The sequence below is a fragment of the Paenibacillus sp. sgz302164 genome (assembly GCF_056120505.1).
In genome coordinates, this window is record NZ_JBVYOL010000025.1 from 35,659 (window position 1) to 60,125 (window position 24,467).

The 24,467-nt window shown below is 52.1% G+C and carries 24 protein-coding genes; 7 read left to right on the forward strand and 17 right to left on the reverse strand.

Annotated features, from left to right (window positions below):
* Positions 1–102: 102 nt before the first annotated feature.
* From AC0LWT_RS30825 to pheS, 4 genes are all read right to left on the reverse strand, one after another.
* Entirely contained in the window at positions 103–651 is a 549-nt protein-coding gene (locus tag AC0LWT_RS30825; protein WP_474685117.1) for a CvpA family protein, read from the reverse strand.
* Positions 652–662: 11 nt separating this feature from the next.
* Positions 663–1,706 carry a cell division protein ZapA gene (locus AC0LWT_RS30830; RefSeq protein ID WP_474685118.1) on the reverse strand — a complete coding sequence of 348 codons (1,044 nt, stop codon included), beginning with the start codon at positions 1,704–1,706 and terminating at the stop codon, positions 663–665.
* 92 nt (positions 1,707–1,798) lie between these two features.
* Complete coding sequence (gene pheT, locus AC0LWT_RS30835; protein ID WP_474685119.1) at positions 1,799–4,252, reverse strand: phenylalanine--tRNA ligase subunit beta; 2,454 nt, start codon at positions 4,250–4,252, stop codon at positions 1,799–1,801.
* Positions 4,253–4,320: 68 nt separating this feature from the next.
* Positions 4,321–5,355, reverse strand: a complete 1,035-nt coding sequence (pheS, locus tag AC0LWT_RS30840; protein ID WP_474685120.1) for a phenylalanine--tRNA ligase subunit alpha — start codon at positions 5,353–5,355, stop codon at positions 4,321–4,323.
* Positions 5,356–5,857: 502 nt separating this feature from the next.
* On the opposite strand from pheS, the gene AC0LWT_RS30845 reads away from it, so the two are divergent.
* Entirely contained in the window at positions 5,858–6,298 is a 441-nt protein-coding gene (locus tag AC0LWT_RS30845; protein WP_474685121.1) for a MarR family winged helix-turn-helix transcriptional regulator, read from the forward strand.
* Positions 6,299–6,423: 125 nt separating this feature from the next.
* A complete protein-coding gene (locus AC0LWT_RS30850) occupies positions 6,424–7,962 on the forward strand; it encodes an MDR family MFS transporter (RefSeq protein WP_474685177.1) in 1,539 nt (512 codons plus the stop codon).
* Between the two features lie 48 nt (positions 7,963–8,010).
* Here the strand turns inward: AC0LWT_RS30850 and lepB are convergent, their stop codons facing one another.
* Complete coding sequence (gene lepB / locus AC0LWT_RS30855) at positions 8,011–8,535, reverse strand: signal peptidase I (protein ID WP_474685122.1); 525 nt, start codon at positions 8,533–8,535, stop codon at positions 8,011–8,013.
* Positions 8,536–8,694: 159 nt separating this feature from the next.
* Between lepB and AC0LWT_RS30860 the strand changes: the two genes are divergently transcribed.
* A complete protein-coding gene (locus AC0LWT_RS30860) occupies positions 8,695–9,615 on the forward strand; it encodes an aldo/keto reductase (RefSeq protein ID WP_474685123.1) in 921 nt (306 codons plus the stop codon).
* 66 nt (positions 9,616–9,681) lie between these two features.
* On the opposite strand, the gene AC0LWT_RS30865 is transcribed toward AC0LWT_RS30860, so the two are convergent.
* From AC0LWT_RS30865 to AC0LWT_RS30900, 8 genes are all read right to left on the reverse strand, one after another.
* A complete protein-coding gene (locus AC0LWT_RS30865; RefSeq protein WP_474685124.1) occupies positions 9,682–11,337 on the reverse strand; it encodes a copper resistance CopC/CopD family protein in 1,656 nt (551 codons plus the stop codon).
* A 7-nt stretch (positions 11,338–11,344) separates the two neighbouring features.
* Positions 11,345–11,749, reverse strand: coding sequence for a DUF2203 domain-containing protein (locus AC0LWT_RS30870; RefSeq protein WP_474685125.1), 405 nt, complete (start codon positions 11,747–11,749; stop codon positions 11,345–11,347).
* A 44-nt stretch (positions 11,750–11,793) separates the two neighbouring features.
* On the reverse strand, positions 11,794–12,231 hold the full coding sequence (gene nikR / locus AC0LWT_RS30875; protein WP_474685126.1) for a nickel-responsive transcriptional regulator NikR: 438 nt from the start codon (positions 12,229–12,231) through the stop codon (positions 11,794–11,796).
* Between the two features lie 73 nt (positions 12,232–12,304).
* The gene (locus AC0LWT_RS30880; protein ID WP_474685127.1) at positions 12,305–14,041 is read right to left on the reverse strand and encodes a diguanylate cyclase; all 1,737 of its coding nucleotides are present in this window, start codon (positions 14,039–14,041) and stop codon (positions 12,305–12,307) included.
* Positions 14,042–14,093: 52 nt separating this feature from the next.
* Positions 14,094–14,468, reverse strand: a complete 375-nt coding sequence (locus tag AC0LWT_RS30885) for a response regulator (protein WP_474685128.1) — start codon at positions 14,466–14,468, stop codon at positions 14,094–14,096.
* Positions 14,469–14,506: 38 nt separating this feature from the next.
* Positions 14,507–14,893: a gamma-glutamylcyclotransferase family protein gene (locus AC0LWT_RS30890; RefSeq protein WP_474685178.1), complete on the reverse strand. Its 387-nt coding sequence runs from the start codon at positions 14,891–14,893 to the stop codon at positions 14,507–14,509.
* Between the two features lie 105 nt (positions 14,894–14,998).
* Positions 14,999–15,286 (reverse strand): CD3324 family protein, encoded by a 288-nt coding sequence (locus AC0LWT_RS30895; RefSeq protein WP_474685129.1) that lies wholly within the window; start codon positions 15,284–15,286, stop codon positions 14,999–15,001.
* Between the two features lie 1,453 nt (positions 15,287–16,739).
* Positions 16,740–17,531: an alpha/beta hydrolase gene (locus AC0LWT_RS30900; RefSeq protein ID WP_474685130.1), complete on the reverse strand. Its 792-nt coding sequence runs from the start codon at positions 17,529–17,531 to the stop codon at positions 16,740–16,742.
* A gap of 94 nt (positions 17,532–17,625) precedes the next feature.
* Between AC0LWT_RS30900 and AC0LWT_RS30905 the strand changes: the two genes are divergently transcribed.
* A complete protein-coding gene (locus AC0LWT_RS30905; protein WP_474685131.1) occupies positions 17,626–17,946 on the forward strand; it encodes a YbjQ family protein in 321 nt (106 codons plus the stop codon).
* A complete protein-coding gene (locus AC0LWT_RS30910; protein ID WP_474685132.1) occupies positions 17,943–18,188 on the forward strand; it encodes an HD family phosphohydrolase in 246 nt (81 codons plus the stop codon). Before AC0LWT_RS30905 ends, AC0LWT_RS30910 begins: the two co-directional genes overlap by 4 nt.
* A 1-nt stretch (position 18,189) precedes the next feature.
* On the opposite strand, the gene AC0LWT_RS30915 is transcribed toward AC0LWT_RS30910, so the two are convergent.
* On the reverse strand, positions 18,190–19,788 hold the full coding sequence (locus AC0LWT_RS30915; RefSeq protein WP_474685133.1) for a bifunctional metallophosphatase/5'-nucleotidase: 1,599 nt from the start codon (positions 19,786–19,788) through the stop codon (positions 18,190–18,192).
* A gap of 147 nt (positions 19,789–19,935) precedes the next feature.
* Between AC0LWT_RS30915 and AC0LWT_RS30920 the strand changes: the two genes are divergently transcribed.
* Complete coding sequence (locus tag AC0LWT_RS30920) at positions 19,936–20,901, forward strand: phosphate/phosphite/phosphonate ABC transporter substrate-binding protein (RefSeq protein WP_474685134.1); 966 nt, start codon at positions 19,936–19,938, stop codon at positions 20,899–20,901.
* 72 nt (positions 20,902–20,973) lie between these two features.
* Here the strand turns inward: AC0LWT_RS30920 and AC0LWT_RS30925 are convergent, their stop codons facing one another.
* Positions 20,974–21,219 (reverse strand): hypothetical protein, encoded by a 246-nt coding sequence (locus tag AC0LWT_RS30925; protein ID WP_474685135.1) that lies wholly within the window; start codon positions 21,217–21,219, stop codon positions 20,974–20,976.
* Between the two features lie 236 nt (positions 21,220–21,455).
* On the opposite strand from AC0LWT_RS30925, the gene fur reads away from it, so the two are divergent.
* On the forward strand, positions 21,456–21,905 hold the full coding sequence (gene fur / locus AC0LWT_RS30930) for a ferric iron uptake transcriptional regulator (RefSeq protein ID WP_474685179.1): 450 nt from the start codon (positions 21,456–21,458) through the stop codon (positions 21,903–21,905).
* Positions 21,906–21,983: 78 nt separating this feature from the next.
* Here fur and phnE read toward each other — a convergent pair whose 3' ends face one another.
* Together phnE and phnC are read right to left on the reverse strand one after the other, a co-directional pair.
* Positions 21,984–23,558, reverse strand: a complete 1,575-nt coding sequence (phnE, locus tag AC0LWT_RS30935; RefSeq protein ID WP_474685136.1) for a phosphonate ABC transporter, permease protein PhnE — start codon at positions 23,556–23,558, stop codon at positions 21,984–21,986.
* Entirely contained in the window at positions 23,555–24,328 is a 774-nt protein-coding gene (gene phnC / locus AC0LWT_RS30940) for a phosphonate ABC transporter ATP-binding protein (RefSeq protein ID WP_474685137.1), read from the reverse strand. The genes phnE and phnC overlap by 4 nt, the downstream gene beginning before the upstream one ends.
* Positions 24,329–24,467 lie beyond the last annotated feature (139 nt).

Sequence of the window (24,467 nt, forward strand, 5' to 3'; positions counted from 1 at the left end):
AGGTCGTGAAGAGGTGCCGACACTCTGTTTTTGTAGATGACACAGAAAATGCGTTTTGTTGATAAGCTGCCCCCTGTCCCTCGGGTAGGAAAGAGGCAGCTTTTATACGGAGATTCCTTGCTTCCATAATTCTTGGAGTTTTCCGGCAATGCTGGGGAGTTCGTTAATGAAGTAGGGGGCTATAGTTGAGCCGGACAAAAGCTTTTGCAATCCGTCTGACGGGGCTATCGTTAAGACGTTGACGGCAATAACGACGATCAGGAGCGCTTCCGCCAAACCAAGTAGAGCTCCGCTCCAGCGATTGATGAGGTTAAGTCCCGGCGTTTTGGCGATAACGTTCAATGTTTTGCCTATGATGCTTATTGCAAGCCTGGTTCCGAAAAACAGAATGGCGAAGGCCAGCGCATTGAAGATATAAGTATCCAGATTCAGACCTTTAACGATAAATTCATACCGTTGATAGTTCTCGTATGCAGGGACCGGAATTGCAAGGCGCAGGATCGGGGCCACGTTTTTATAAAAGAAGAACGCAACCAGGTAAGCAAGCAAAAAACCGGAAAGCGATACGATTTGCGCAATAAATCCTCTAAAGTAACCGAAAAGCAATCCGAGGGCTACTACTGCCAAAATGATGTAATCCAAGTTATTCATGTGCACGGAGATTACCTGCCGGGACCATCTGTTTCGGCCAGTTCGATCCATTCATTGTATTCGTTCTGCAGTTTCGTGTATTCCTCCCGCAGTTCACGGTATTCAGCCCGTACTTTGTTCAGTTCTCTTTGAAGCGATTCGTCCTGCAGATTTCGCTGCACGAGTTCTTCTCTTTCCGCTTGCACTTGCTCCATGAGCTGCCTTCTTTCATTCTCATACATTTGCCCCATTTCTTCATGATGCTCTTTATGCCGTCTATTCAGATCATTCAGTTGGGCTTGATATTGCTTGATTATGGATTCCATTTCTGCGCCGTGTCTTTGCAGCAAGGCTTCTCTCTCGGAGCGGAATTCATGGGCCGCGGATTCTTTTTCCGCCTGCAGCTGTTGGACCGCCGCTTCTTTTTCTTGCTGATATTGTCTGATGGCAGCTTCTTTCTCTTCTTGAATCTGTCTGACAACAGTGTCTTTTTCTTCCTCGTTTTGTTTGACGATAGCTTCTTTCTCTTCACGGTTTTGTCGGACGATTGCCTCTTTTTCTTCTTGGCTTTGTTTGATGATGACTTCTTTTTCTTCCTGGCTTTGTTTGATGATGACTTCTTTTTCTTCCTGGCTTTGTTTGATGATGGCTTCTTTTTCTTCCTGGTGTTGGCGGATCAATTGCTCTTGTGCGGCCTCCTGACGGTCTTGAAGCTGCTTAAGCTGGTTATTTTGCTCGTTGATGAGTAGAAGTTTGGCTTCGTGCTCCAGTTTTAGCTCATTGAAGTTCTGGAGCAGTTGGTCATACCCTTTCTGTGCTTCTTCATGCTTTGCTTGTTCTTGGCGGAGCAATTCGATTTCCGTGTTTATCCGAAGATGTTCATCGGCCATGTTAACGGCAGCCAGCACGGCAATTCTTTGCGAATCCAGGCGCGGGTATCCTTTGGCGATACGAAACATTTGGTCGTTCACGTGCTCAGCAACGCGCTTCATATAGTTGGTGCTAGTGCTTGCCATGAGTTTGTATTGGTTGCCGTATATTTCAACGGTTATTTTAGTCTTTTCTTCAGCGCTCACTCTTTATATCCTCCCTTAGATGAAAGGCTGGTCCTATCGACAACAATTCGATAAGACCAGCCTGATTTCCTGCCTCAACGCTATAAGTCACACTATTTTCTTAGCTCTGCTTCAAATTGCCGTTCAAGGGCTTGAACGACCTTTGCATGGAGGTCCGTTACTTCTTCATCAAGCAATGTCCTGTCGGCATGGCGATAAATCAATGCGAACGCTACGCTCTTTTTGCCGGCCCCCAGTCTTTCGCCCGTATAAATGTCAAACACCTGGATGGATTCCAGCAGTTCGCCTGCCACTTCGCGGATCGTGTTTTCCATATGACCGACCGGAACGTTTGCGTTCACAACGACAGCTATATCTCTGCCGATTGCCGGGTAACGCGGAAGAAGCTTGTAGGCAATCGAATGGGTTGCCGCGGCCATTAACGGCCCCATCTCGACTTCGAGAACGTAGGTATCGTCAAGATCGCGCTGCTGCTGAAGCGCGGGATGAAGCTGGCCCGCTCTTCCAATAAGTTGTCTTCCCCCTGCGCCATGCAAGTAGAGCTCGGCCGTGCGGCCCGGATGGAAGCCCTCAGGAGCTGCAGAAACGTACTCCAGGTTTTCAATTCCCAAATAATGAATTAGACGATCGAAGATCCCTTTTAGATCAAAAAAGTCGACGGACTCCGATTTTTGCCCCCAATGCGGCTGGCGGCGTTTGCCTGTCATGGCGATTGAAAGAAGCAGCTTTTCTTGCGGCAAAGCGGTCAGGACGGACTCTTCGCTGACAAAAACTCTGGCCATCTCGAAAACAGCCACGTCGTCGTTGCTCCGGTTGCGGTTGTAGCTGACAACCTCAAGCAAATGAGGCAGCAGGCTTGTGCGCAATTGGCTGCGCTCCTCGCTCATCGGCATGGCGAGAGGAATTGGTTTTGCTGCAGGATAGAGGCCTGCAAGCAGCGAATTTTGATCGGGGTGCGTGAAGGAATAGGTAATAACTTCATGCAACCCGCTTTGTGTCAGGAGATTACGCGCGATGCGGCGGATCGACTGCTCTTTGGTCAATGAGCCGGGAGTCGTTACGCCGCTCATGAGTGTCGTCGGGATGTTGTCGTAGCCGAAGAGGCGTGCAACTTCTTCGATCAGATCGACATCCCGGGTAATGTCTCCGCGGCGGCTCGGAACGTGAACGAGCAGCTGTCCGTCGTCCGTCTTAACGAAGGTGAAACTGAGACGCTCCATGATTTTCTCGATCTCGGCCAGCGTCAGTGCGGTGCCGAGATAGTTGTTGACGCGGTCCACCGCAAGCTCGATACGGACCGGCTGGTGCGATCCGGCGACGGCTTCGACGATGCCGTCGGCAACTTGGCCCGCTGCATACTGAGCCATCAGGGCCGCAGCGCGGTTCAAAGCCGGAAGCACGGCCTCCGGGTTGACTTCTTTTTCGAAGCGAAGGCTTGCTTCGGAGCGCAAGCCAAGCTGGCGGGACGTGCGGCGGACGGAGCTGCCCGCGAATCTCGCGGATTCCAGCAAAATCCGCGTCGTGCTCTCGGTCACTTCGGAGTTGGCGCCGCCCATTACGCCCGCAAGCGCGACAGGCTTCGTGCCGTCAGTGATAAGCAGCATGTGCGGCTCAAGATTGCGCTCCACATCGTCCAGCGTGACCAGCTTCTCGCCCGGCTCGGCAAGCCGTACATCGATGTGGCCGTTGTTCAGCTGATCCGCGTCAAATGCATGCAGCGGCTGTCCGTACTCTAACATCACGAAGTTCGTGATGTCGACGATGTTGTTGATGGGGCGGATGCCCGCGGCCATCAACCGGTTTTGCATCCACAGCGGGGAAGTGCCGATGCGGACGCCCTCGATGAGGCGCGCCGCATAGTGGGTGCACTGCTCCTTCGCTGTGATGTTCACGCTGATGCGGTCCGCGGCTCTAACTGCTGCTGCTTCCGCAGCTTGCAGCGCGGCCTCCGCATCCGGCAGCTTGACGCTGCGGTCGAGGATCGCAGCGATCTCGTGCGCCACTCCGATCATGCTTAGTGCATCGGAGCGGTTCGGGGTCAGATCAAGCTCCAGCACCTTGTCGCTGATCGCCAGAACTTCAAGGATAGAGCTGCCTACAACGGTATCCTCAGGAAGGACCAGAATGCCTTCCTGGATTTCTTTAGGCAGCAATTTGTCGTTCAGCCCCAGTTCTTTGGCTGAACAGATCATGCCTTGCGACTCCACGCCGCGCAGCTTGGCGCGCTTGATTTGCAAGCCGCCCGGCAGTTCGGCCCCTACGAGAGCTACGGGCACTTTTTGCCCTGCGGCTACGTTTTTTGCGCCGCAGACGATTTGCAAGTCTTCGCCTTGCCCCGCGTCGAGGATACAAACGCTGAGCTTATCTGCGTCCGGATGTTTTTCGCGCGATTTTACATAACCTACGACTACGTTCGTCACACCTTTGTTGCGATCCTCTACGATATCAACTTCAATCCCGCTGCGGGTCAGTTTTTCCGCCAAATCCTCCGCCGTATAGCCGGATACGTCTACATATTCCGATAACCATTGATAGGATACCTTCATGGTCTCATTCCTCCTTAAAGTTTTGCCGCTGCAAATTTTGCATGGCAAGCATAAGTTTCACTTTATGCCTACACGTGCAAGAATTGCTTCAAGAAACGCAAGTCGTTCGTATAAAAATGGCGAATGTCCTCGATGCCGTATTTCAGCATGGCGATCCGTTCAACGCCCATGCCAAAGGCAAATCCGCTGTACTCCTTCGGATCGTATCCGCCCATTTCAAGCACTCTCGGGTGCACCATGCCGGCGCCAAGAATTTCAAGCCAGCCGGTTTGCTTGCACGTTCTGCATCCTGCGCCGCCGCACATGGCGCAGCTTACGTCCACCTCGACGCTCGGCTCCGTGAACGGGAAAAAGCTCGGGCGCAGACGGATTTTGGTCTGCTTGCCGTACATTTCCTGAACGAACTGCAGCAGCGTTCCTTTCAAGTCGCTCATCCGGATATTCCGGTCGATCACAAGACCCTCAATTTGCGTAAACATGTGCGAATGGGTCGCATCGTCATCGTCGCGGCGGTACACTTTGCCCGGGCAAATAATTTTGATCGGCACTTCGCCCTTGCGTTTTTCCATGGTGCGGACTTGCACGGGGGAGGTCTGAGTGCGCATAAGAATTTCTTCCGTAATATAGAAGGAATCCTGCATATCCCGGGCCGGATGATCTTTCGGCAAATTCAGCGCTTCAAAGTTGTAGTAATCCTGTTCCACTTCCGGACCTTCCGCCACGGTATAGCCCATCCCGATGAAGATGTCCTCAATATCCTGAATAACTTTGTTCAAAGGATGAACGGCCCCTTGCTGCGACGGACGGCCCGGCAAAGTGACGTCGATCGTCTCGGCGCGGAGACGGTTGTCGGTTTCCTGCTGCAGGTAGGCCGCTTGTTTTTGTTCAATTACGCTTTCAATGGCCGCGCGGACATCGTTGGCAACCTGTCCGATGACAGGGCGCTCTTCAGCGCTCAATGCGCCCATACCGCGCAAAATTTCCGTTAACGGTCCTTTTTTGCCCAAATATTTGATTCGCAGGTCGTTCAGTTCCTGCTGGCTCTGAACGCTTCCGAGCTCTTGCAGCGCTTCCTGCTTTAAAGCCTCTAACCGCTCTTTCATCGAAATCCCTCCTGAAATTAGTCCCTCAAACGCAGAACCTTTAATAAAAACACAAAAAGGCTTTTCCATCCCCGGACAAGGGACGAAAAAGCCGTGGTACCACCCTAATTAGACCCGGACTTGTTATGCACAAGCCGAATCTCACTTCATTGCGGATAACGGACGAACCGTCCGGTTCTCTCTACTGAGGCCGTGGCTCCATAAGCCCAACCTGTTCAAAAGACTGCTCGGGAGCGAACTTCGGCAGCCTGATTCCCGGGGCAAGCTCTCAATCTTCGGCTTTCCCTCCCTGTCAAGAAGCACTGCGTACTCTTCTCCGTCAAAGCATTTGCTCGTATATTTATGAGTAATTATATGCAAGATACGCCTTATATGCAAGTGGGCATTCTTCATAATCGAGTTAAAAGGTTTGACATATGCTGCGAAGCGGCTTATAATTTATTTAAATCATTTAAATATTATATCATTTAAAATTTAACCATTATAACAAAGGAGGACTGCTATGGACGAGTCCATTCACGCATATACGGACCGGTTTCGGACCGCTTTTGAAATGACTCACCGCAAACTGGGCCATGCCGTACTTTCGAAGCTGGAATTTGATATTACGGGGCCTCAGTATTTCATGCTTTTTATCATTAAAAAAGAAGGCCTCATCAAGCAAACCCAGCTTTCGGACAAATTAGGCGTCAAGCCCAGCGCGATTACAGTGATGATCGACCGGCTGGTTCAAAACGGTTACGTCATTCGAAAACATCACGAAACGGACCGCCGTATTGTGCTTGTCGAACTGACCGAGTCGGGCGACCAAATCGTGCAAAAAGCGATGGAAGTTCACAAGGAAGTCTCGGCGCAAGCTTTATCGCAGCTCTCGTCTGAAGAGCTTGACATTTTCGTCAAGTCATTTGAAAAAATCGCTTCATACTTCGCCGTAACAGTCTGAGGCATTGAAAACAAGGAGTGAGTAGAGTGGAAAACAATCATACGAAGACATCCGGTCCGCTTGAAGAATCCGCATCGCCGGCCGTGAAAAACCGCGGCCTTTTGTTGACAGGCTTGATCATCGCCATGCTTTTCGGGGCGTTGGACGGAACGATCGTGGGCACCGCGATGCCGCGCATCGTCGGGGAGTTCGGCGGTCTCGGCCTGATGGCCTGGCTGACGACTGCGTATATGCTGACCTCGACGGTCGTCGTGCCGATCGCGGGCAAGCTGGCCGACCTGATCGGCCGCCGCGTCGTCTATGTGACCGGGCTGATTATTTTTATCGGCGCCTCCGCCCTGTGCGGAATGGCTCAAAATATGACGGAACTGATCTGGTTCCGCGGCTTGCAAGGAATCGGCGGCGGCATTATGATGCCGATGGCGATGATTATTATTGGGGATTTGTTCAGCGGCAAGCAGCGGGCCAAATGGCAGGGCGTCTTCGGTGCGATCTTCGGTCTGGCGACCGTAATCGGCCCGCAGGTCGGCGGCTGGATCGTAGACTCCCTGAGCTGGCGCTGGGTCTTTTACATCAACCTTCCCGTAGGTATTCTCGCTACTGTTTTGATCGCGATCGCTTTGCCTAAGCACAAAGCTGCCGGCAATGTAAAATTCGACGTGCCCGGCATCGTCACCATGATTATCGGCGTCGTCAGCCTGCTGCTCGCTTTAACTTTCGGCGGCAAAGATTACGCCTGGGCTTCCTGGCAAATTATCGGCCTGTTCGCCATTGCCGTCGTATCGCTAACCGCCTTCGCCTTTATCGAAAACAGGGCCGAAGAGCCGATCCTTCCCGTCCGCCTGTTCAAGAACAGGACGTTCACAACGATCAACGGCGTCGGGTTTCTGATGTCCGTCGGCATGTTCGGCGCGATCATGTTCGTCCCTTTGTTCATGCAGGGCATCGTCGGCATCAGCGCCTCCGCTTCCGGCACCGTGATGACGCCGATGATGATCACCATGATTATCGCGAGCATGGTTTCCGGGCAGTTCATTCACAAAGTCGGCGTGCGCAGACAGATGCTGATCGGAATGATCATTATGGCGGCCGGTTTCCTGCTGCTCGGCACGATGGGCATGGATACGACCAAACTGACCGCTTCCGGCTACATGCTTATTCTGGGTCTTGGCATGGGGCTTGTTATGCCGATTCTTACACTCGCGCTGCAAGAAAGCTTCCCCAAATCCGAGCTTGGGGTCGTAACGTCTTCGAGCCAGTTTTTCCGGCAAATCGGCGGTACGTTCGGGATGACGATTCTCGGCGCAATTATGAATCATAAATCGACAGTGCTGCTTGAAGACAACTTAATTCCCGTCATCAAACAGCTGCCTGCGCAATCCGGCCAAATGGCCGGCCAGTTGACCTCGATGATCCATACGAATCCGCAAGGGCTGTATTCTTCGCTGCTCAGCCCCGAGACGCTGGCCAAGATGCCTAAAGAATTCGTGGACAATTTGCTGCCGATTATCAAAAATGCGCTTGTCGCTTCGCTTCACCAAGTATTTTTTTACGGATTGGTTTTCGTGCTGCTGGGCGCCGTCGTTACTTTCTTTATCGGCCCGATCAAAATTTCCAACCCAAAATCCAAAAAAACGGAGGCGGCGGCTCCCGAGCCCGCCTAATAAAAAAAGCTCCCAACCGGATTCCGCCGGAAGGGAGCTTTTTGGGTTTTATTCGATTTTGCCCATATGATTAAGCGGAAGAAGCCGGAATACGGCTTTGCCGATAATGTCTTTTTCCGGCACAAAAGGCGTCGGCCACAAATGCGAATCGTAGCTGTCGTTCCGGTTATCGCCGAGGAAAAAATATTCGCCCGCAGGTACGGTCACTTTGTCAAACGTATAATTCATCGCTTCTTTCACATACGGCTCGTCCACCTTTGCCCCGTTGCGGTACAAAGCGCCGCCCTTCACTTCGATCGTATCACCCGGCAAGCCGATAAGCCGTTTCACATAACGGTCCTTATTGTCCGGCAGAGGAGGCCAGAACACGACGATGTCGCCGAATTCAAAATGGGTGAGCGGCTTCATTTTCTCGACAACCAGCTCGTCCTGCAGCTGTATGGTCGGCAGCATCGACCCGGTAGGGACGCTCATCGCCTGGGCCACGTACGTATTGACGAACAGCGCGAGGACCACCGCAAAAGCGATGCTGGGCACCCACTCTTTGACGAGGGACAGTAGCTTTTTCTTCATGGCTCTCTCCTTTGTGAACATGATAAGTCTTACTGTAAACGATCGCAGCCCGGCAAACATTAATCTGACATAAAAATGTTAAAGAAAGCGTTGTCTTTGACATGGCATCCGCTTTGTCGTTTAATGAATTTGGATACCCTTATAAGGAGAGTGGTCGAAATGAAATACCGCAGACTCGGAAAAACGGAATTAAAGGTCTCCATCATAGGCGTAGGCACCTGGCAGTTCGGTGGAGAATGGGGACTGGAGTTCACGCAGGCGGAAGCCGACGCTATTCTGGACAAGGCGGCCGAACTCGGCATCAACTTGATCGATACGGCAGAGTGCTACGGCGATCACTTGTCCGAATCGTTCATAGGCGACTATTTGTCGCGGCGCAAGCGTGAGGATTGGGTCGTAGCGACCAAGTTCGGTCATCACTTCCACGAACGGTTCACCAGAACCGACGATTACTCCGCCGGAGATGTTGTGAAGCAGTTGGACGCTTCGCTCAAAGCGCTGCGGACCGACTACATAGATTTATACCAATTCCATTCCGGTCCGGACGCCGCATTCGACAACGACGAGCTGTGGACGACGCTGGACAAGCAAATTCAAGCCGGCAAAATACGCCATTTGGGCACCTCTATCGGCAGCAATGCCAACATCCACCAAACGGACGCGTCGACCAAGGTCAACTCGCAGGCGATCCAGGTCGTTTACAACCGGCTCGACCGCGTGCCGGAAGAGCAAGTATTCCCATCCTGCGAGCGCCAGGATTTGGGCGTTTTAGCCCGGGTGCCGCTCGCCAGCGGATATCTTAGCGGCAAATACAAGCCCGGCACCGTTTTCGATACGACGGACGTTCGGCACCGCCACGATCAGGAGAGCACTCGGTTGAAGCTGGAAGAAGTGCAGCGCATCCGGCAGGAAGAGGTTCCCGCGGGCATGGATATGGCCAAATGGGCGCTTGCGTGGTGCCTCAAGCACCCGGCCGTGACCGCCGTCATCCCGGGCTGCAAAAACCCTGAGCAGGTTGCCGCCAATGCAAGCGCCGTCGAGCTGATCAGCGACAATCACCCGCAAGCGTGGAAACAATAAGGCTGTAAAGCAATCGCTGCAGCCGCCCAAAATGAAAACGGCCCTCTGGCAAAAGGGCCGTTTTTTCTAGTACACGATAAAATCCTTATGGTACACGGTTTCGTTATCTTCCATGTCCATTACTCTGACTTCCAAATCCCAGTTGCCGCGGAAAGGCAAGTATGCGCCCGAAGCTGTGTAGCTATATTTGACAAAACCGTAAGACTCCTCCTGCTTCTCATCGGCAAAAGGCTGCAAAGGAATTTGAATCGGAGCGATATCCGTATCGTCCGTATAATGCAGAATCATTTGCACCTGCTTTGGCTTGCCCGCCTTCTCCGGAAGAAACACCTTCGTTTCAAAAGTGTTCGTTCCCTGCGCCTTCGGGCTAATGCCGGAGGTCATGTGCACCTTGTCCCCCATAACGTGCCACACCAAAGGCTGATTGGACGGGATGGGAGCCATGTAGGTAATCAGCCCGACCAAAATTACGATGACCGCCATCAAGGCGAAATCGATTTTCACCCACAAGTAAGCCTGCGGGGCCTTCCGCTTGCGTACATACATGCGGATTACGATTCCGGCGACAATGACCAGCAGGACCGCCCCGATTTTCACGAGCATCAAAATTCCCCATGTCGTGTAAAGCAAGTAGTGCAAACCGGGCAAAAACAATAGAATCGATGCCGCGCCTGTCAATGTAAGAACGATGATCGACACGAAAGCCATTTTCGAGAATGCTTTCACAAAATCAGGCGTCTCTTCGCTGCGTTTGCGCCACTTGACGAGCAGGAGCAGCAGCCCGCCGGCCCAAAGCGCCGCGGCCGCCAAATGAATAAAATCCAGCGTAACCGTTGCGCTGACCGGTGAATAGGACGCGGCATGGCCGCTGAAGCTTTTGGCGGCCAGCAGGGCGAGCGCCCACAATATATCAAGCCAGGCCAGCCTGCCCACGATCGCAAAACCTAAACATGAGAGCACCAGCAGCAGCAGCCAGCTGATCCCGATACTCGTCGCGCTGAACAGCTGCCACAGCTCCTCCGCACCTCCGCCGCCCAGCAGATCCTCGATATGCGTAAAAATCAGCAGCAGCAGCGCAAGCACTTGGGCCCGCTGCAAATTCAATGTCCAGGCGGATAAAGATTTCCGCGCTTCGGCTCCCCCTCTGCGGTCGATCCTTAACCAAACGACCCAACCCGCCAGCGCCAGCACGGCCAAATACCACAGCCCGCGAACCGCGTATTGAATCATAATCTTGTTGCTCCACGAACCGGTAAACTCATGCTGATGGTTGACCTGACCCGCCGGAAGCTGAAGCTTTTCCTCTTGCGGCGGATTGCCGACCGTGATCGGATAGCTGCCCCCAACCGGGTGGCCGTCCTCCGAAATCACATGATAACTGACCAAATAGACGCCTTCGGAAAGCTTCGGCAGCGCAAGGACCATACCGGTGTGCTCCGGGTTCATGACCGCCCTGCTTTTGGTAACTTCGCTGCCTTTGCTGTTGAGCACCTTGATGTAAAAGAGCCCCTCATCCAGTCGTTCATTGAACGTAACGGATATTTGGGCGGGCGAATCCTTCAGCGTACTGTTTGCTTCCGGTACGGCTTGTACCAGCGAGGCATGGGCCAGTGCCTTCTGAGGGGTGGAAATCATCCCCAGAATAACCGCTGCGAATGCCAGCAAAACGACCGCCAGCCGAAGCTTGGCAAGCCGGCGGTTATAACGATTTCTTATCATCATTCAACCTCTATTCCGAAATGGGCTTGCGGCCGGCGAATCCATCTTGCCTACTATGATAATAGCGGATGCTTTCTTCTCCCTGCCGCCAGCACAAAAGCACTTCTTCGCCGTCGATCAAAGCCGGGAAATCAACGAGTCCCATATCGATGTCCTTCAGTTCCACTCCCTTGAGCTGAAACCCTTGAATATGTCCCCGCGCCTCGATCTGAATGAATTCCAGTTCCGCCTCCATAAAAAAGAACGGATCTTCTCCATCCCCGAGCTGCTCTCCCGAGTACTCCTCCTTGCTTTGGCGAAGCGCCCGGTATTTATCCTCGAATTGCCGTTTCAACGCTTGTACGGCCCGCAGTTCCTTGTCGATTGCAGGCAACAGCTCATTCGCCTGCTGCAAAGTAAAATATTTTCCCGACACTTCCGGCACCTCCTACTCTCGATTCTATCAAAAAACCGGCATGACTACGAACCGTGTCCATGCGCCTCGTCTACATGCGTGACCGACAATTCCGCATAACTGACTCCTTTAAGAACCTGAATGCGCTGTTGAAGCGTCCGGAGCAGACGTACTTTTCCCCGAACGACAAGAATTTCAAGACATTGCTGATGATTCAAATGAATATGCATGGTGGAAATAATCTCATGATGATAATCGTGTTGAAGCTCTGTCAGCGTAATCGGCAGGTCGCTCACGTGATGATCGTAGACCATTACAATCGTGCCCGCCACCGTTTCCTCCTCCTGCATGGAGCTGTTTACGAGCAAAGCTTTGCGCACGAGGTCCCGTATCGCTTCCGAACGATTGTCGTAGCCCTGCAAGGCGATCAATTGATCGTATTGTTCGATCAACGACTGCGGCATCGAAATCCCGAAGCGGACTAACGCATCTTTATCGGACATAGAGTGAAGCCTCCTCTCCAGGCAAACTTTTATTGCAGCAAAAAAGGAACGGGCTCGGCTCCCATCCCCTTATTTACGGCAGCTTCATTAAGCGGCGAACCCGTATTTCCAATTCCACCAAAGAGAACGGCTTGGTCATATAGTCATCGGCGCCCATATGGTAGCCTTTGAGCAAATCGTCTTCCCGCTTTTTCCCGGAAAGCATCAGCACTTTCATGTGTCGCTGCGACAGAACGGGATTCGTTTTAAGCTGCTCCAGCAAGTTGAAACCGTCTATTTTGGGCATCATTCCATCCAAAATGCAAGCATCGAACGATTTCTCCAGCAGCATCCGGTAAGCAGCTTCGCCATCCGAAGCAAGCGTAATATCTATAGGCAAATGCTCCAAGTGAGACGTCAAAATCGAGCGCAAAATGTGATCGTCGTCAACGATAAGCAGCTTCTTTCTGGCTGGAGCGTCGGGCGCGGGCTTGGATTCGCGGTCCGTTGCTTCCGCATCCCGGGCGGCGGCAACGCGATTCCTGCCCTGCTGCTTCGCCTGGTACATCGCATTGTCCGCCCGGTCGATCCACTCCTCCATGGCCATGCCTGGCTGCCATTCCGCTATGCCTGCGGAAAAAGTAATGGAGAACGTCTGCCCTTCATTTTGGGCGACGGGATTTTGCCGCACTTTGTCCAAAACGTGCTCCAAAGCTTGTACCGCTTGCCCGACTGAAGCACCCGGCATAGCGATGACAAACTCCTCGCCGCCGAAACGCGCGAGCAAGTCGGTTGACCGCAGATTCACCTGCAGCAAATGCGCCAATCCCTGAAGCACCAGATCTCCGACATGGTGCCCGTACGTATCGTTAATCGATTTGAAGCGGTCGATATCGATAAAAGCAAGCGAAATCGGCGCCGGATACCGCTCAAGTCGTTGCAGCTCCAAACCGATCTGCAGATCGAAATAACGGCGGTTGAACGCGCCTGTCAAAGGATCGCGAAATGCGAGCTGCTCGAAATTTTTCGTCCTTTTCAAAATACTGTAGATCCGCGCCGCCAACTCCTCATACTGAAAAGGCTTTGTTACGTAATCGTCGGCCCCGAGATGAAAGCAGCGGACTTTGTCATTCAAGTCGTCGCGCCCGGAAAGAACAATGAGCGGAAGCCACTTCAACGTCGGATCTTCTTTCAAATATTCAAACAGCTCATATCCGGATTGCGGGTACATGAGCAAATCCAGCGTCACCAAATCATAGTTATGCTCGCGCAGCAGCCTCTTGGCCGATTCAACGTCCGACGCTTCATCGACGATACATTCGTCAAGCTGCAAACGGCGGGTCAAATAAGAACGCAGCACTTCATCGTCGTCGACGAGCAGAAGACGGCTCTTTAACGTTCCGAGCAGCGTGCCGCCTCCCGGCTTTTTCTGTTCGTCCAGTTGAAGCTCCGTCTCGCAAATATCAAGCTCCATGCTCAACTGCAGCAGGGATCGCCGGCTAAATGCAATGTTATCGTCTACGGGGGACAGCATGATCACGGACGACGCATTCTCGCTCGTCATCGATTGGCTCCATTCCCAGCAGTGCACCAGCTCTTCCGCCAGCTTGCCGATCCGGTGGTAGCCAAAAATCGGCGCGCTGCCCTTAAGCGTATGCGCAATCCGGTAAAACCTGGCCACGGGATCAAATTCAGGCTGCACTTGGATTAAACGCAGCAGCTTCTCCATCTGGTCCAACTGTTTATGGAGCTCTTGAACGAACAGCTTCCTGCCCTGCCGCAAGATTCTCGCATCTTTGTCCGACGCATGTTCCTCATTGATGTTGTTCATCGTGTTCGACCACCCTTTATCTTTGAGGAATGAAGTCCTCCCGTATACTGTGTCAGTTTTTCAGCAAATGTCCGACCGTCTCCAGCAATTGAAGCGGACTGAACGGTTTCACAATGTAGGCTGTGACGCCGGCCGCCTTCGCCTTTTCCTTATCTTTGTCGAGCGCCTTGGCGGTAAGCAAAATCACGGGAATGCTCCGGTTGGCATTGTCGCTTTTCCGCAGCCATTCACATACCTCGACGCCGGTTCGCTCGGGCATCATGTAATCCAAAATAATTAAATCGTAAGATTCCTTTTGCAGCCGGTCGATCGCCTGCAGGCCGTCTTCGACCTCCGTAATTTCGTAGCCGTCATCCGATAATGTTTCCGTGAGCAAAAACCGCAGCGCCACCTCATCGTCAGCCAGCAAAATCTTATGCGCAGACATGAATGCTCTCCTTATAACATGTATTCGTGCCAATTATATCATTTTATCCTGTACTTTTTCCACGAACCGCCGGCAATTTCCTTAAGTCCTGTGACATCTTTCCAAACATAGACCCAGCCTTCCCGAAGGCCGCTGATATCCGCCACCCACACGCGTTCGTATTCATTTTGCCCGCCAGGTCCGTAGTAGTCCTCCAAAATGTCCATCGCCTTCAGTCCCTCCTCGGTCACTTCCAGCCACTCGCCGACGACCGTCCCTTCTGAAAAGGCCTCCCGTTCGTCATAGAGCGCAAGAGCCGGATAAGCGCCAACGTCGTACAAACGCCCCCGGACTGCCCCCGGCTGAACGGACAAAACATGCGGCGCCGCTACATGATGATTGCTCTCCCCTGCCAAAAGCGTGCCGTAAACAAAAACCGAAACTATAAGACACCCCTCCTTGCCGAACTTGGGTATGAAATTTACTATACATGTACGTGCACTGCACGAAAAAGTGTCAATAAAAAAAACAGCAACTCATTAGTCGCTGTTTTACGCTTGATTTGTAGTTAATTCACGGGTTTTGACAATAATTTTGCGGATGCTGTCTTCCGAAAGATGGAAAACTTTGATCAGCTCCATGACTGTCGATCCGTTCTGGTACATCCGGAAAATCTCGCGGTTTCTTCGTTCGATAATAATCCGGGTTCCGTTATTTTCACCCCATCCGGCGCGTTTCTGCTCCTTTTTGGGAATGTATATGATCTCACCTTGGATGTACTCCTGTAATTGTTTTAATAGGCTAGGGGGAAGAACGTCCTTGCCGTTCTTGTAACTCATTGATGAAAACCTCCTCAAATATGTCGATCTTAAAAGAATTCGCCTTATTTGCCGCGGTAGTTTTCATCGCCCCTGCACCTCCTATCATTCTGTAAAAAGGAATTAAAAAAACACGATAACGTATCGTGCCTGTTGTTTGTATATTCAATTATACAATAATCAGGTGAATGGTTATTCCACGAATGATATTCAGTTTAAGAGACGAGCACCTCTGCGGCTGCCGCTGCATTCATCATTGCTACCATTGTGTTTGCTGTATTCATGTGTATACTGCACTCCTTTCACCTTGGAATTAGTAAAATGTAACATTTTTATTATATGTTAAAAGCTTCACTCTGTCTACTTGCGATCGAATCTTTATTATAGCGGAGGCCTTTCGGCCTCCGTGAATGATTGCCTCTGCTTACGCAGAGACCACCTCTGCTGTTGTAATCACTTTGATCACTCCTTTCCTGAGGAATCAGCCGGCCGGCTACTCTTCCATTAACTCACAAACCAAAACTTTCCTCAAGCGAAAGAATCATTATAACGAATCTTTATTGGAGGGCTCGGGGAGGAGGGCACGCTGTTTCTCGGCGGACGCCGTTCTGTCGTATCTGCAAAAATCGCCAAGGGGGTTGGGGGAGGGGAGTCAAGATAGCAGGGGTTGGTCAGCCAGGGGAGTAGGAGTTAGCTAGCCAAAGGTGGTAGGAGTTTCCACAAACGATAGGGACTCGGGGGCTCTGCGCTTCTCGGTGAACGCGTTCTGTTGTATCTGCAAAATCACCAAAGGGTGGTGGAAGTTAGTACGTGTGGCGGGCGACTCGGTGGGTCTGTGCTTCTCGGTGGGCGCCGTTCTGTTGTATCTGCAAAATCGCCAGAGGGTGGTGGAAGTTAGTACGTGTGGCGGGGGGCTCGGTGGATCTGTGCTTCTCGGTGGGCGCCGTTCTGCAGTATCTGCAAAATCGCCAGAGGGTGGTGGGAGTTAGTCGGGATGGTGGGAGTTAGTTAGCCAGGGGGACGAAGGTCGAGCTTGGCGAGAATCCGAATCATGCGTAATTGGGACGCGCTGTTTTTATACGCGTCCCATGGGTCATAATAAACAGTGACCCGATGGTCACTCAGAGTGTTGAGAATTAGGTCCGCCGAAGGGGGACCTGGGGGCAGCCCGTAAAACCTGCAAAAGTGCAGGTTTTTTCCGTAAAAATGGTTCATTTTGGCGAAAAGCCTGCGATTGTGCAGGAATTTTTGATGAAAATGAACCTGAGCCCGTGTTCGCGGTGAAAAGCCTGCACATTTGCAGGAATATTTCGCGGACAGTGTATCCGTCGAGCAAAAGCTGCACTTTTGCAGTTTTTCCCCGCGCTGTCAAATAGGTGTGCTGCCCCCTGGCGCGTGCGAGCTTTTCAACAGTCTGAGCGACCGTAATGCACATACGGTCACTGTTATCGCTCCGCGGCTGGCCCGCCCGGCGTTAAAAGCCCTGCTTCTTCAGCCACGTGCCGCAAAGCTCCGGCCAGGCTTTGGCTTCGGGGTGCGATTGCGCCAGACCGAGCCCGTGCGAACCGCTTTCAAACACGTGCAGCTCGAAAGGCACTTTGTTGCGGCTGAGACCTGCGGCAAACAGCATGCTGTTCTCGACGGCTACGGCCGCATCATCGGCGGTATGCCACAAAAAGGTCGGTGGCGTATCTTCGGTAATTTGCCGTTCGCCCGACATCAGCTCGACAAGCGCTTCATCGGGAGACTCGCCCAGAAGGCTTGTTTTCGACCCTTGATGCGTGTATTCGCCAAAAGTAATAACCGGATAGCACAGTACCATGAGATCGGGACGGCTGCTCTGCCTTTCGATCGGATCGGCCGACTGCGCATCGCCCAGGTCGTAATGCGTTCCTGCCGTAGACGCCAGGTGGCCTCCTGCGGAAAAGCCCAAAATACCGACGCGCCCGGGATCGATTCCCCACTCGGCGGCATAATGCCGGACTGTGCGAATAGCCCGCAGCACTTCCTGCATAGGCACGGGATGATAATTGGGAGCGACCCGGTAATTCAGCACAAATGCGGAAATCCCGAGTCCGTTCAACCACTGCGCGATCGGCTCGCCTTCGTGGGACGCGCGGTTGCGGTATCCGCCCCCGGGACAGACGATAACTGCAGGGCTTGCGCCTTCCCCTGAGACTGGGTAGAGCGACAAGCTCGGACACCCGTCATTGATTTCTCCGCTGGCTTCAAAAGATACGCCAGGCCATAAATCCACTGTTTTCATTTTGGAACCCCCATCGGTTAAAATACGTACTAAGCTAATAATATCGCAACAAAATGATAGAGCAAGCTATATTTCACTCAAGGAGATGATAAGCATGATTGTAGCTACAACAGAAAACATTGCAGGTCATGAAATTACCGAGGTGCTCGGAAGCACGTTCGGCGTCGTCGTTCGGGCGAGAGGGATCGGCGGCGACATCCTCGCTTCGCTCAAGGGGCTGGTCGGCGGCGAAGTGACGCAGTACACCCAGATGGTTGAGGACGGACGGCGCCAAGCCATGGATCGCATGGTGAAAAATGCCGCCGCGATGGGCGCGGACGCGATCGTGATGATGCGTTTCGACAGCGGTGACATCGGCCAGAACATGAGCGAAATCGTCGCTTACGGCACGGCGGTCCGGACGCGCAGGTTATGAATGGGATGTATCCCGTCATATTCTTTTACGGAATCTGGCTGATCGGATTTATCGTTCTTTTCCTTCTGGGCTGGGCTTACTACGACAAACGTTATAAAAGCAGGACGAACGCGGACGATTCTCAGCCGTCCAACGGTTTCGTATGGACGGCTGAAGTTTTTATCGATCCGAAGGACGGCTTTACTTACCGGGTTTATTACAACCCGCGAACCGGCGACAGAGAATATGTCCGAGAGAAGTAAATTATTCGGTAACGACTTCCCAGTTATGATTTAATGAGGCCTCTATCGTTCCTTTTTCCATAATATAAATAGCCAGCAGCTCCGCAACGTCTGTCGGTATATCTTTCACAACGGGTTTATTTTGGAACATCGTATAATTTCCCCCGCCGCCGGCCCGGTAATTGTTCATCACTACATTATAGGATGCCTCCATATCAAGCGGACGGCCCTCATAGTCAAGCTTGACGACTCTTTGGCCGGGCGGGCGGGAAATATTCAGTTTGTACTCGATTCCTTCCCACATGTCATAGTTGTAATGCTGCGGCTTCGGCTCGCTGAATTTGGCGCTTATCCCGATCCGGCCGTCCGGCGCGAGCTCGAAGTATTCCGCGGATTGTTCAAGCGCATCCTTGATGTCTTGACCGGATATGCGAATGACCTTCAGCGTATTCGGATAAATATAGTTCGACACGATATCTCTCATCGTTATATCCGAAGGGAACCCCGGCGAACTATTGTCAAACAATGCCGTATTGGAAATTTTCGCTCCTGACAGCTCCATTTGCACGCGGTTGATGAATTCGATCAGCGCGCTGTCCCGGAGCCTGATTTGCATCGGATCTTTGACCAGCATATCGCCCTTCAGCTTGCCGATCGGCTGATCCAGCCATTTCTGCGTCTTCGCCTCGTACTCGCCCGCCAATCCGACAACGCCCGCATCTGCGTCGACGCCTTGCACGGACAGCAATTCCGACTTTTTGGACAAAATGCTCCATGTGCCGCTATCGTTTTGTTCCAGCTTCAGCTCCACTTTGCCGAGCGCGGCGCCGAGACTTCCGGGCTGAACGATGACGACTCCGCCCACCTCGACTGCGGCAAGGCTGCGGTGCTGGTGCCCCGTCAGAAGCACGTCGATGCCTTCGACCTCCGTACAAAGCCGGTATCCCTGATTTTCTCCCGTCAGAGGCTCCGTAGGCTCTCCGGTCGCAAGATCGCGCTCGAAACCGCCGTGATACGCAGCGACGACGACATCGGCACGCTCTTCTTCCCTAAGCGTTTTTACCCATTTGGCCGCGCTGGCGACGGCATCTTCGAACACCAGACCGCGAATATGGTCGGGATTTTCCCAGTTCGGGATATACGGTGTCGTTAATCCGACAATTCCGACGCGGACACCCTCCGGTGTTTCTTTGACAATATAAGGTTGTCCAAAATAAGGCCGCCCTGTCGCCTCATCGGCGATCGTCGCGCAAAGCCAGGGGAATTCCGATTCCTTCACCGCTTTGTCCAGCACGTCAAGCCCGTAGTTAAATTCGTGATTCCCCGGAACGGCGGCATCATACTTCAAATAGTTCAGACCGAGAACCATCGGATTGACCGGCGTATTGTCCAGCCTTGCATGATGATAGGCAAGCGGCGTGCCTTGGATCAAATCGCCGTTGTCAATGACGATCACATGCTGTTCTTTGCCGCGCTCGGCCGCAATCAAGCTCGCAATTTTCGCCAATCCTACTTCGTTGGGCCCATTATTGGCATAATGAATCGGCAGCAGACTTCCATGCAAATCGCTAGTCTCCAAAATCGTAATCGTACAGCTCCTGCGGTCAGCAAACTTCTCCATTTTTCCACTCCTGCATCTCTAGTTTTTGTGTGCCTTTACAGAAATTTTGTCACTTTAACAAATACTTCACACTATCTTCCATATCAGATGTGTTAATGTTATAGTACTACAAGAGTAGTTGTAAATTAATTAATCGGAGGTCAACAAATGTTAAAAAAGTTTTCTGCAATTAGTTTATCCCTGGTAATGGCAGCGGCTATCGCAGGTTGCGGACAAAAAGAGAACACAACTGCCGCATCAACCTCACCGGCAGCCTCTTCCTCGCCGGCAGCTGCAGCAGCAGGATTCGTACCTAAAGAGCTGAGAGTGCAATTCGTGCCGTCCCAAAACGCCGAAACGCTTGAGGCAAAAGCAAGACCACTTGAAAAATTGCTCGGAGATAAACTCGGCATCCCTGTAAAAGTTTCCGTATCCACAGATTATAACACGGTTATCGAAGCAATGGCTTCCAAGCAAGTAGATGTCGGATTCCTTCCTCCGTCCAACTACGTCGTTGCTCATGACACCCGCAAAGCGGCCGACCTGCTTGCGCAAGCAACCCGCCTTGGCGTTGACGATGCTACAGGCCAGCCTACGAAAGATCTCGTAGATTTTTACAAAGCTATGATCGTTGTAAAAGCGGATTCCCCGATCAAAGAAGTGAAAGATTTGAAAGGCAAAAAAATGGGCTGGCAGGGCGTTACTTCCGCAGCAGGCTACATCTATCCTGGCTATATGTTGAAAAAAGCCGGCGTAGATCCTGTGAAAGACGTAACCGGCGTTCAGTTCCAAGGACACGACAAAGCGGTTATCGCTCTGCTCAACGGTCAAGTTGACGCTGTAGGCGTATTCCAGGATATCCGCGCCAACATGACTAAAGATTATCCGGACATTTTCAAACAAACCCGCGTGCTTGGCTACTCCGACAAAATCCCGAATGACACTATCGCCGTTCGTACGGATATGGATGCAGCATGGAAAAAGAAAATTCAGGACGCGTTCATCGCGATCGGCAACGACCCTGAAGGCCAAAAAGTTATTTTTGACGTATACTCTCACAAAGGCTACGTAGCTTCCGACGATGCCAAATTCAACATCGTTCGCGATGTTAACAAAGAAATGGGCTTGAAATAAGCCGAATTCGCAGCTCAAGCAAAAATGCCTCCTACCGGACCTAAAGGTCTGGTGGAGGCATTTTGCTGCTTCTTAAGTCCGTGCCAGCTTCTTGGTGAAGAAATCGATTGGCGTATTTCTGCGGCTTGCCGCCGTATTCGTAACGGGACCGGACGTATCCAGCACCTCGATTTCCCGAATACATTCGACGGGAATTAGCACATTGTCGATTTTGATGAGTTGGAAGGCTTTGTAATAATTCGAGATAGTGCCTACGAGGGTGTTATTCCCGCACGTAATTTTGACCTCTTCTTTACCTATTATGAGCCATTCGAACATCAACTTTTCACCTCTCTACTAATATATGACAAGTTCATGACGGTATTCGTTACGGATTCCGGGAAAATTTTTAATCCATGTTCGCGCAAATCCTTTTTATCAAGTAGAATAAGGATAGGCTGGCAGTAAAATGCTTTGACAGCATTTCTTATTTAACTTTATAATAGTTTTAGAATTATTATAAAGTAAATCCTTTTCAGTAGCTGAAAGGAACCAACCTTATGGAACAACAAACCATGAACGCAGCGATTGATAAAATTAAAAAACTGCTGACCGTCAAAGGCTTCAAATTGACGCCTCAGCGCGAAGCGACTGTTCAGGTGCTGCTCGAAAACGAAGACGACCATTTGAGCGCGGAGGACGTCTATATTTTGGTGAAGAGCAAATTTCCCGAAATCGGGCTCGCCACCGTTTACCGGACGCTGGAGCTGCTCAGCGAGCTGCACATTGTGGAAAAAATCAATTTCGGCGACGGCGTAGCCCGCTTTGACCTGCGCAATGAAAGCCAGGCCCACCATCACCATCATTTGATTTGCGTCAAATGCGGCAGCGTCGAGGAAATTAAAGACGACTGGCTGCTGCCGCTTGAAGAGCGGCTGGCGCAGGAGTTCCGCTTCAAGGTGCTGGATCACCGGCTTGATTTTCAGGGAATGTGCCGCAACTGCCAAGCCAAACAGCAAACATAAATGTTTCTGCAAAAAAAGACGCCCCATTCCACTCGCAAGTGGTGTTGGAGGCGTCTTTTTCATAACGTTCGGGGCGGGTCACACAATTCGTTTGCGCAGCGCTCCGGATATATAATCGATAATCGAGACGGTGACGACAATCCCGATCAAAATGATACCTACGCGCGGCCAGCCGCGGGCATTGATCGCAAAGATGAGCGGCGTACCGATCCCCCCTGCACCGATAATACCGAGCAGCGTCGCGGATCTGACGTTGATTTCGAACCGGTACAGCGAGTATGAGATGAACTCGGGTATGACCTGCGGGATGACGGCGAACGCCATCGTCTGCCAGCGGTTCGCTCCTGCGGCCGTCATCGCTTCCACAGGGCCCATGTCCATGTTCTCGATGCCCTCGGCATACAGCTTGCCGAGCATCCCTACCGAGTGAAGCCCCAGCGCCATAACCCCGGCGAACGCGTTCGGGCCCACGGCTTTAATAAAGATCAGCGCCATGATCACTTCCGGAATCGTTCTGACGACGCTCAGGAACAGCTTGCCGCTGCCTGAAAGAAAGCGGTTTTTGACCATGTTCGACGCCGCCCAGAAGGCGAATGGAAGACATACGACGGCTGACACGAAGTTGCCCAGATACGAAATGGCCAACGTCTCAAGCAAGGTGCGGATCAAGTCTTCTCCCTCGGGGATATAAACGTACGACCAGTCGGGATGAAACAAGCCGCTCAGCATCGATTTCGTCAAAGTCCACGTTGTCGGCTGGAATCCGGTCAACTCCAGACCGGTCAGTGCCCAGATGAACAAGCCGAACACAACGAGCCAGCCTATCGCCGTATTCCAACGCGAGCGGGAAGGCGAAACCGGCCCTTTGCCGCCCTTCAGCAAGTAAGTGCGGATGCGCGTGCTCACGGTGTCGATCAGCACGACGATAATCAACGTATAAATGACGATGGAGCAGGCTTGATCGTAGCGGAACAGATCGAGCACGTTTTTCAGCAGCAAGCCGATTCCGCCCGCTCCGACCAGCCCGAGAATGGCTGAAGCCCGGATGCTGACTTCAAACGTATACAGCAGGTGGGCCAAATAGGTGGGCGCAACCTGCGGGAGAACACCGAAGCGGATCAACTTGAGCTTGTTGGCGCCGACGGCTGTCATCGCCTCCAGCGGACCCGGATCGATCGACTCGGTCGATTCGTACGCCAGCTTCGACAAAATGCCGAAGGTGAAAAAAATAAGCGCCAGCGTACCTGCCGTAGGGCCGAAGCCGACGAGAACGGCAAACAGCGAAGCGAAAAGCAAATCGGGAATCGTACGAATCAGATTCATAATGAGACGGGCCGGGTAAAACAACCACGGTACCGTGGTTATGTTGCGCGCGGCGAGCAGCGCCATCGGAAAAGCGAACAATGCCCCGATCAGCGTGCCGAGCACGGACATTTGGATCGTTTCCCTCATCGGCTTCCAAATATCAGCAAAAAATGCCCAATCGGGCGGGAACATTTCCCCAATAAATGAAGTAATTTGCGGCGTACCTGTGATCAGCTTGGTCAGCGTAGCGTCGGTTCCGTATGCACTGGCAATCAGCAGCCCGACCATGATGACCAAAGTCAGATAGAACTTCATGCGGGAAGGTTTGGCGATAGTTCCGGTGCTCATCCTCCCTGCCCCCCCAACAGCTCGTCTTTATCGATCGGGCGCCCGTAAATTTCGGAGAATTTGGCATCCGTCGCCTCGGCTACAGGGCCGTCAAACACGACCTGCCCCGCTCTGAGGCCAATAATCCGGGTCGCGTACTCCCGGGCCAAATCGATAAAGTGCAAGTTGACAACGGTCGTAATGCCGAGCTCCTGATTAATCCGCTTCAGGTCGTCCATCACCTGTCTCGTTGTGAGCGGGTCCAGCGATGCGACAGGCTCGTCCGCGAGAATGATTTTGGCTTCCTGGGCGAGCGCCCGGGCAATGGAAACGCGCTGCTGCTGACCGCCGGACAATTCATCGGCACGCGAGTAAGCTTTTTCCCGGATATTTACCCGTTCCAACGCTTTGAGCGCAAGCTCTATATCTTCTTTCGGAAACAGGCCAAGTACGGTGCGGAGCGTGGAATGGTAGCCCACACGGCCCGACAATACGTTGCGCAGCACCGAAGACCGTTTGACCAGGTTAAAGGTTTGGAAAATCATCCCGATATCTCTGCGCATGCGGCGAAGCTCAGCGCCGGAAGCTTTGGTGATGGATTTGCCGTCAATTAAAATTTGTCCGTCCGTAATTTCGTGCAAACGATTAATGGATCGGAGCAGCGTTGACTTGCCGGCGCCCGACAGACCTACAATGACAACGAATTCTCCGGGATGAATGGTAAGATTGATATCCTTAAGACCTACGGTCCCATTCGGATACACTTTGGAAATGCGTTGAAACTGAATCATACAAGTCCTACTTTCTTTTGAGTGGTGTCTGAAATAATCCATCTGTAAATTCCACGAAATTCGCCAAAATCCTTTTTTCTGTATCTCCTTTATAAAAAATTCATATTCCATTGTTCACCGGCACAAAAAAACGGCGGGC

What these genes read in the sequence shown, in the direction of transcription:
- AC0LWT_RS30925 (WP_474685135.1), bottom strand. Translation starts at nt 21,219, where the DNA reads ATGTTCGAATGGCTCATAATAGGTAAAGAAGAGGTCAAAATTACGTGC.
- AC0LWT_RS30885 (WP_474685128.1), bottom strand. Translation starts at nt 14,468, where the DNA reads ATGTCTGCGCATAAGATTTTGCTGGCTGACGATGAGGTGGCGCTGCGG.
- fur (WP_474685179.1), top strand. Translation starts at nt 21,456, where the DNA reads ATGAACGCAGCGATTGATAAAATTAAAAAACTGCTGACCGTCAAAGGC.
- lepB (WP_474685122.1), bottom strand. Translation starts at nt 8,535, where the DNA reads ATGAAGAAAAAGCTACTGTCCCTCGTCAAAGAGTGGGTGCCCAGCATC.
- AC0LWT_RS30905 (WP_474685131.1), top strand. Translation starts at nt 17,626, where the DNA reads ATGATTGTAGCTACAACAGAAAACATTGCAGGTCATGAAATTACCGAG.
- AC0LWT_RS30850 (WP_474685177.1), top strand. Translation starts at nt 6,424, where the DNA reads ATGCTTTTCGGGGCGTTGGACGGAACGATCGTGGGCACCGCGATGCCG.
- AC0LWT_RS30845 (WP_474685121.1), top strand. Translation starts at nt 5,858, where the DNA reads ATGGACGAGTCCATTCACGCATATACGGACCGGTTTCGGACCGCTTTT.
- AC0LWT_RS30865 (WP_474685124.1), bottom strand. Translation starts at nt 11,337, where the DNA reads ATGATGATAAGAAATCGTTATAACCGCCGGCTTGCCAAGCTTCGGCTG.
- AC0LWT_RS30900 (WP_474685130.1), bottom strand. Translation starts at nt 17,531, where the DNA reads ATGAAAACAGTGGATTTATGGCCTGGCGTATCTTTTGAAGCCAGCGGA.
- phnE (WP_474685136.1), bottom strand. Translation starts at nt 23,558, where the DNA reads ATGAGCACCGGAACTATCGCCAAACCTTCCCGCATGAAGTTCTATCTG.
- nikR (WP_474685126.1), bottom strand. Translation starts at nt 12,231, where the DNA reads ATGTCCGATAAAGATGCGTTAGTCCGCTTCGGGATTTCGATGCCGCAG.
- AC0LWT_RS30825 (WP_474685117.1), bottom strand. Translation starts at nt 651, where the DNA reads ATGAATAACTTGGATTACATCATTTTGGCAGTAGTAGCCCTCGGATTG.
- AC0LWT_RS30880 (WP_474685127.1), bottom strand. Translation starts at nt 14,041, where the DNA reads ATGAACAACATCAATGAGGAACATGCGTCGGACAAAGATGCGAGAATC.
- AC0LWT_RS30920 (WP_474685134.1), top strand. Translation starts at nt 19,936, where the DNA reads ATGTTAAAAAAGTTTTCTGCAATTAGTTTATCCCTGGTAATGGCAGCG.
- AC0LWT_RS30910 (WP_474685132.1), top strand. Translation starts at nt 17,943, where the DNA reads ATGAATGGGATGTATCCCGTCATATTCTTTTACGGAATCTGGCTGATC.
- AC0LWT_RS30915 (WP_474685133.1), bottom strand. Translation starts at nt 19,788, where the DNA reads ATGGAGAAGTTTGCTGACCGCAGGAGCTGTACGATTACGATTTTGGAG.
- pheS (WP_474685120.1), bottom strand. Translation starts at nt 5,355, where the DNA reads ATGAAAGAGCGGTTAGAGGCTTTAAAGCAGGAAGCGCTGCAAGAGCTC.
- AC0LWT_RS30895 (WP_474685129.1), bottom strand. Translation starts at nt 15,286, where the DNA reads ATGAGTTACAAGAACGGCAAGGACGTTCTTCCCCCTAGCCTATTAAAA.
- pheT (WP_474685119.1), bottom strand. Translation starts at nt 4,252, where the DNA reads ATGAAGGTATCCTATCAATGGTTATCGGAATATGTAGACGTATCCGGC.
- AC0LWT_RS30860 (WP_474685123.1), top strand. Translation starts at nt 8,695, where the DNA reads ATGAAATACCGCAGACTCGGAAAAACGGAATTAAAGGTCTCCATCATA.
- phnC (WP_474685137.1), bottom strand. Translation starts at nt 24,328, where the DNA reads ATGATTCAGTTTCAACGCATTTCCAAAGTGTATCCGAATGGGACCGTA.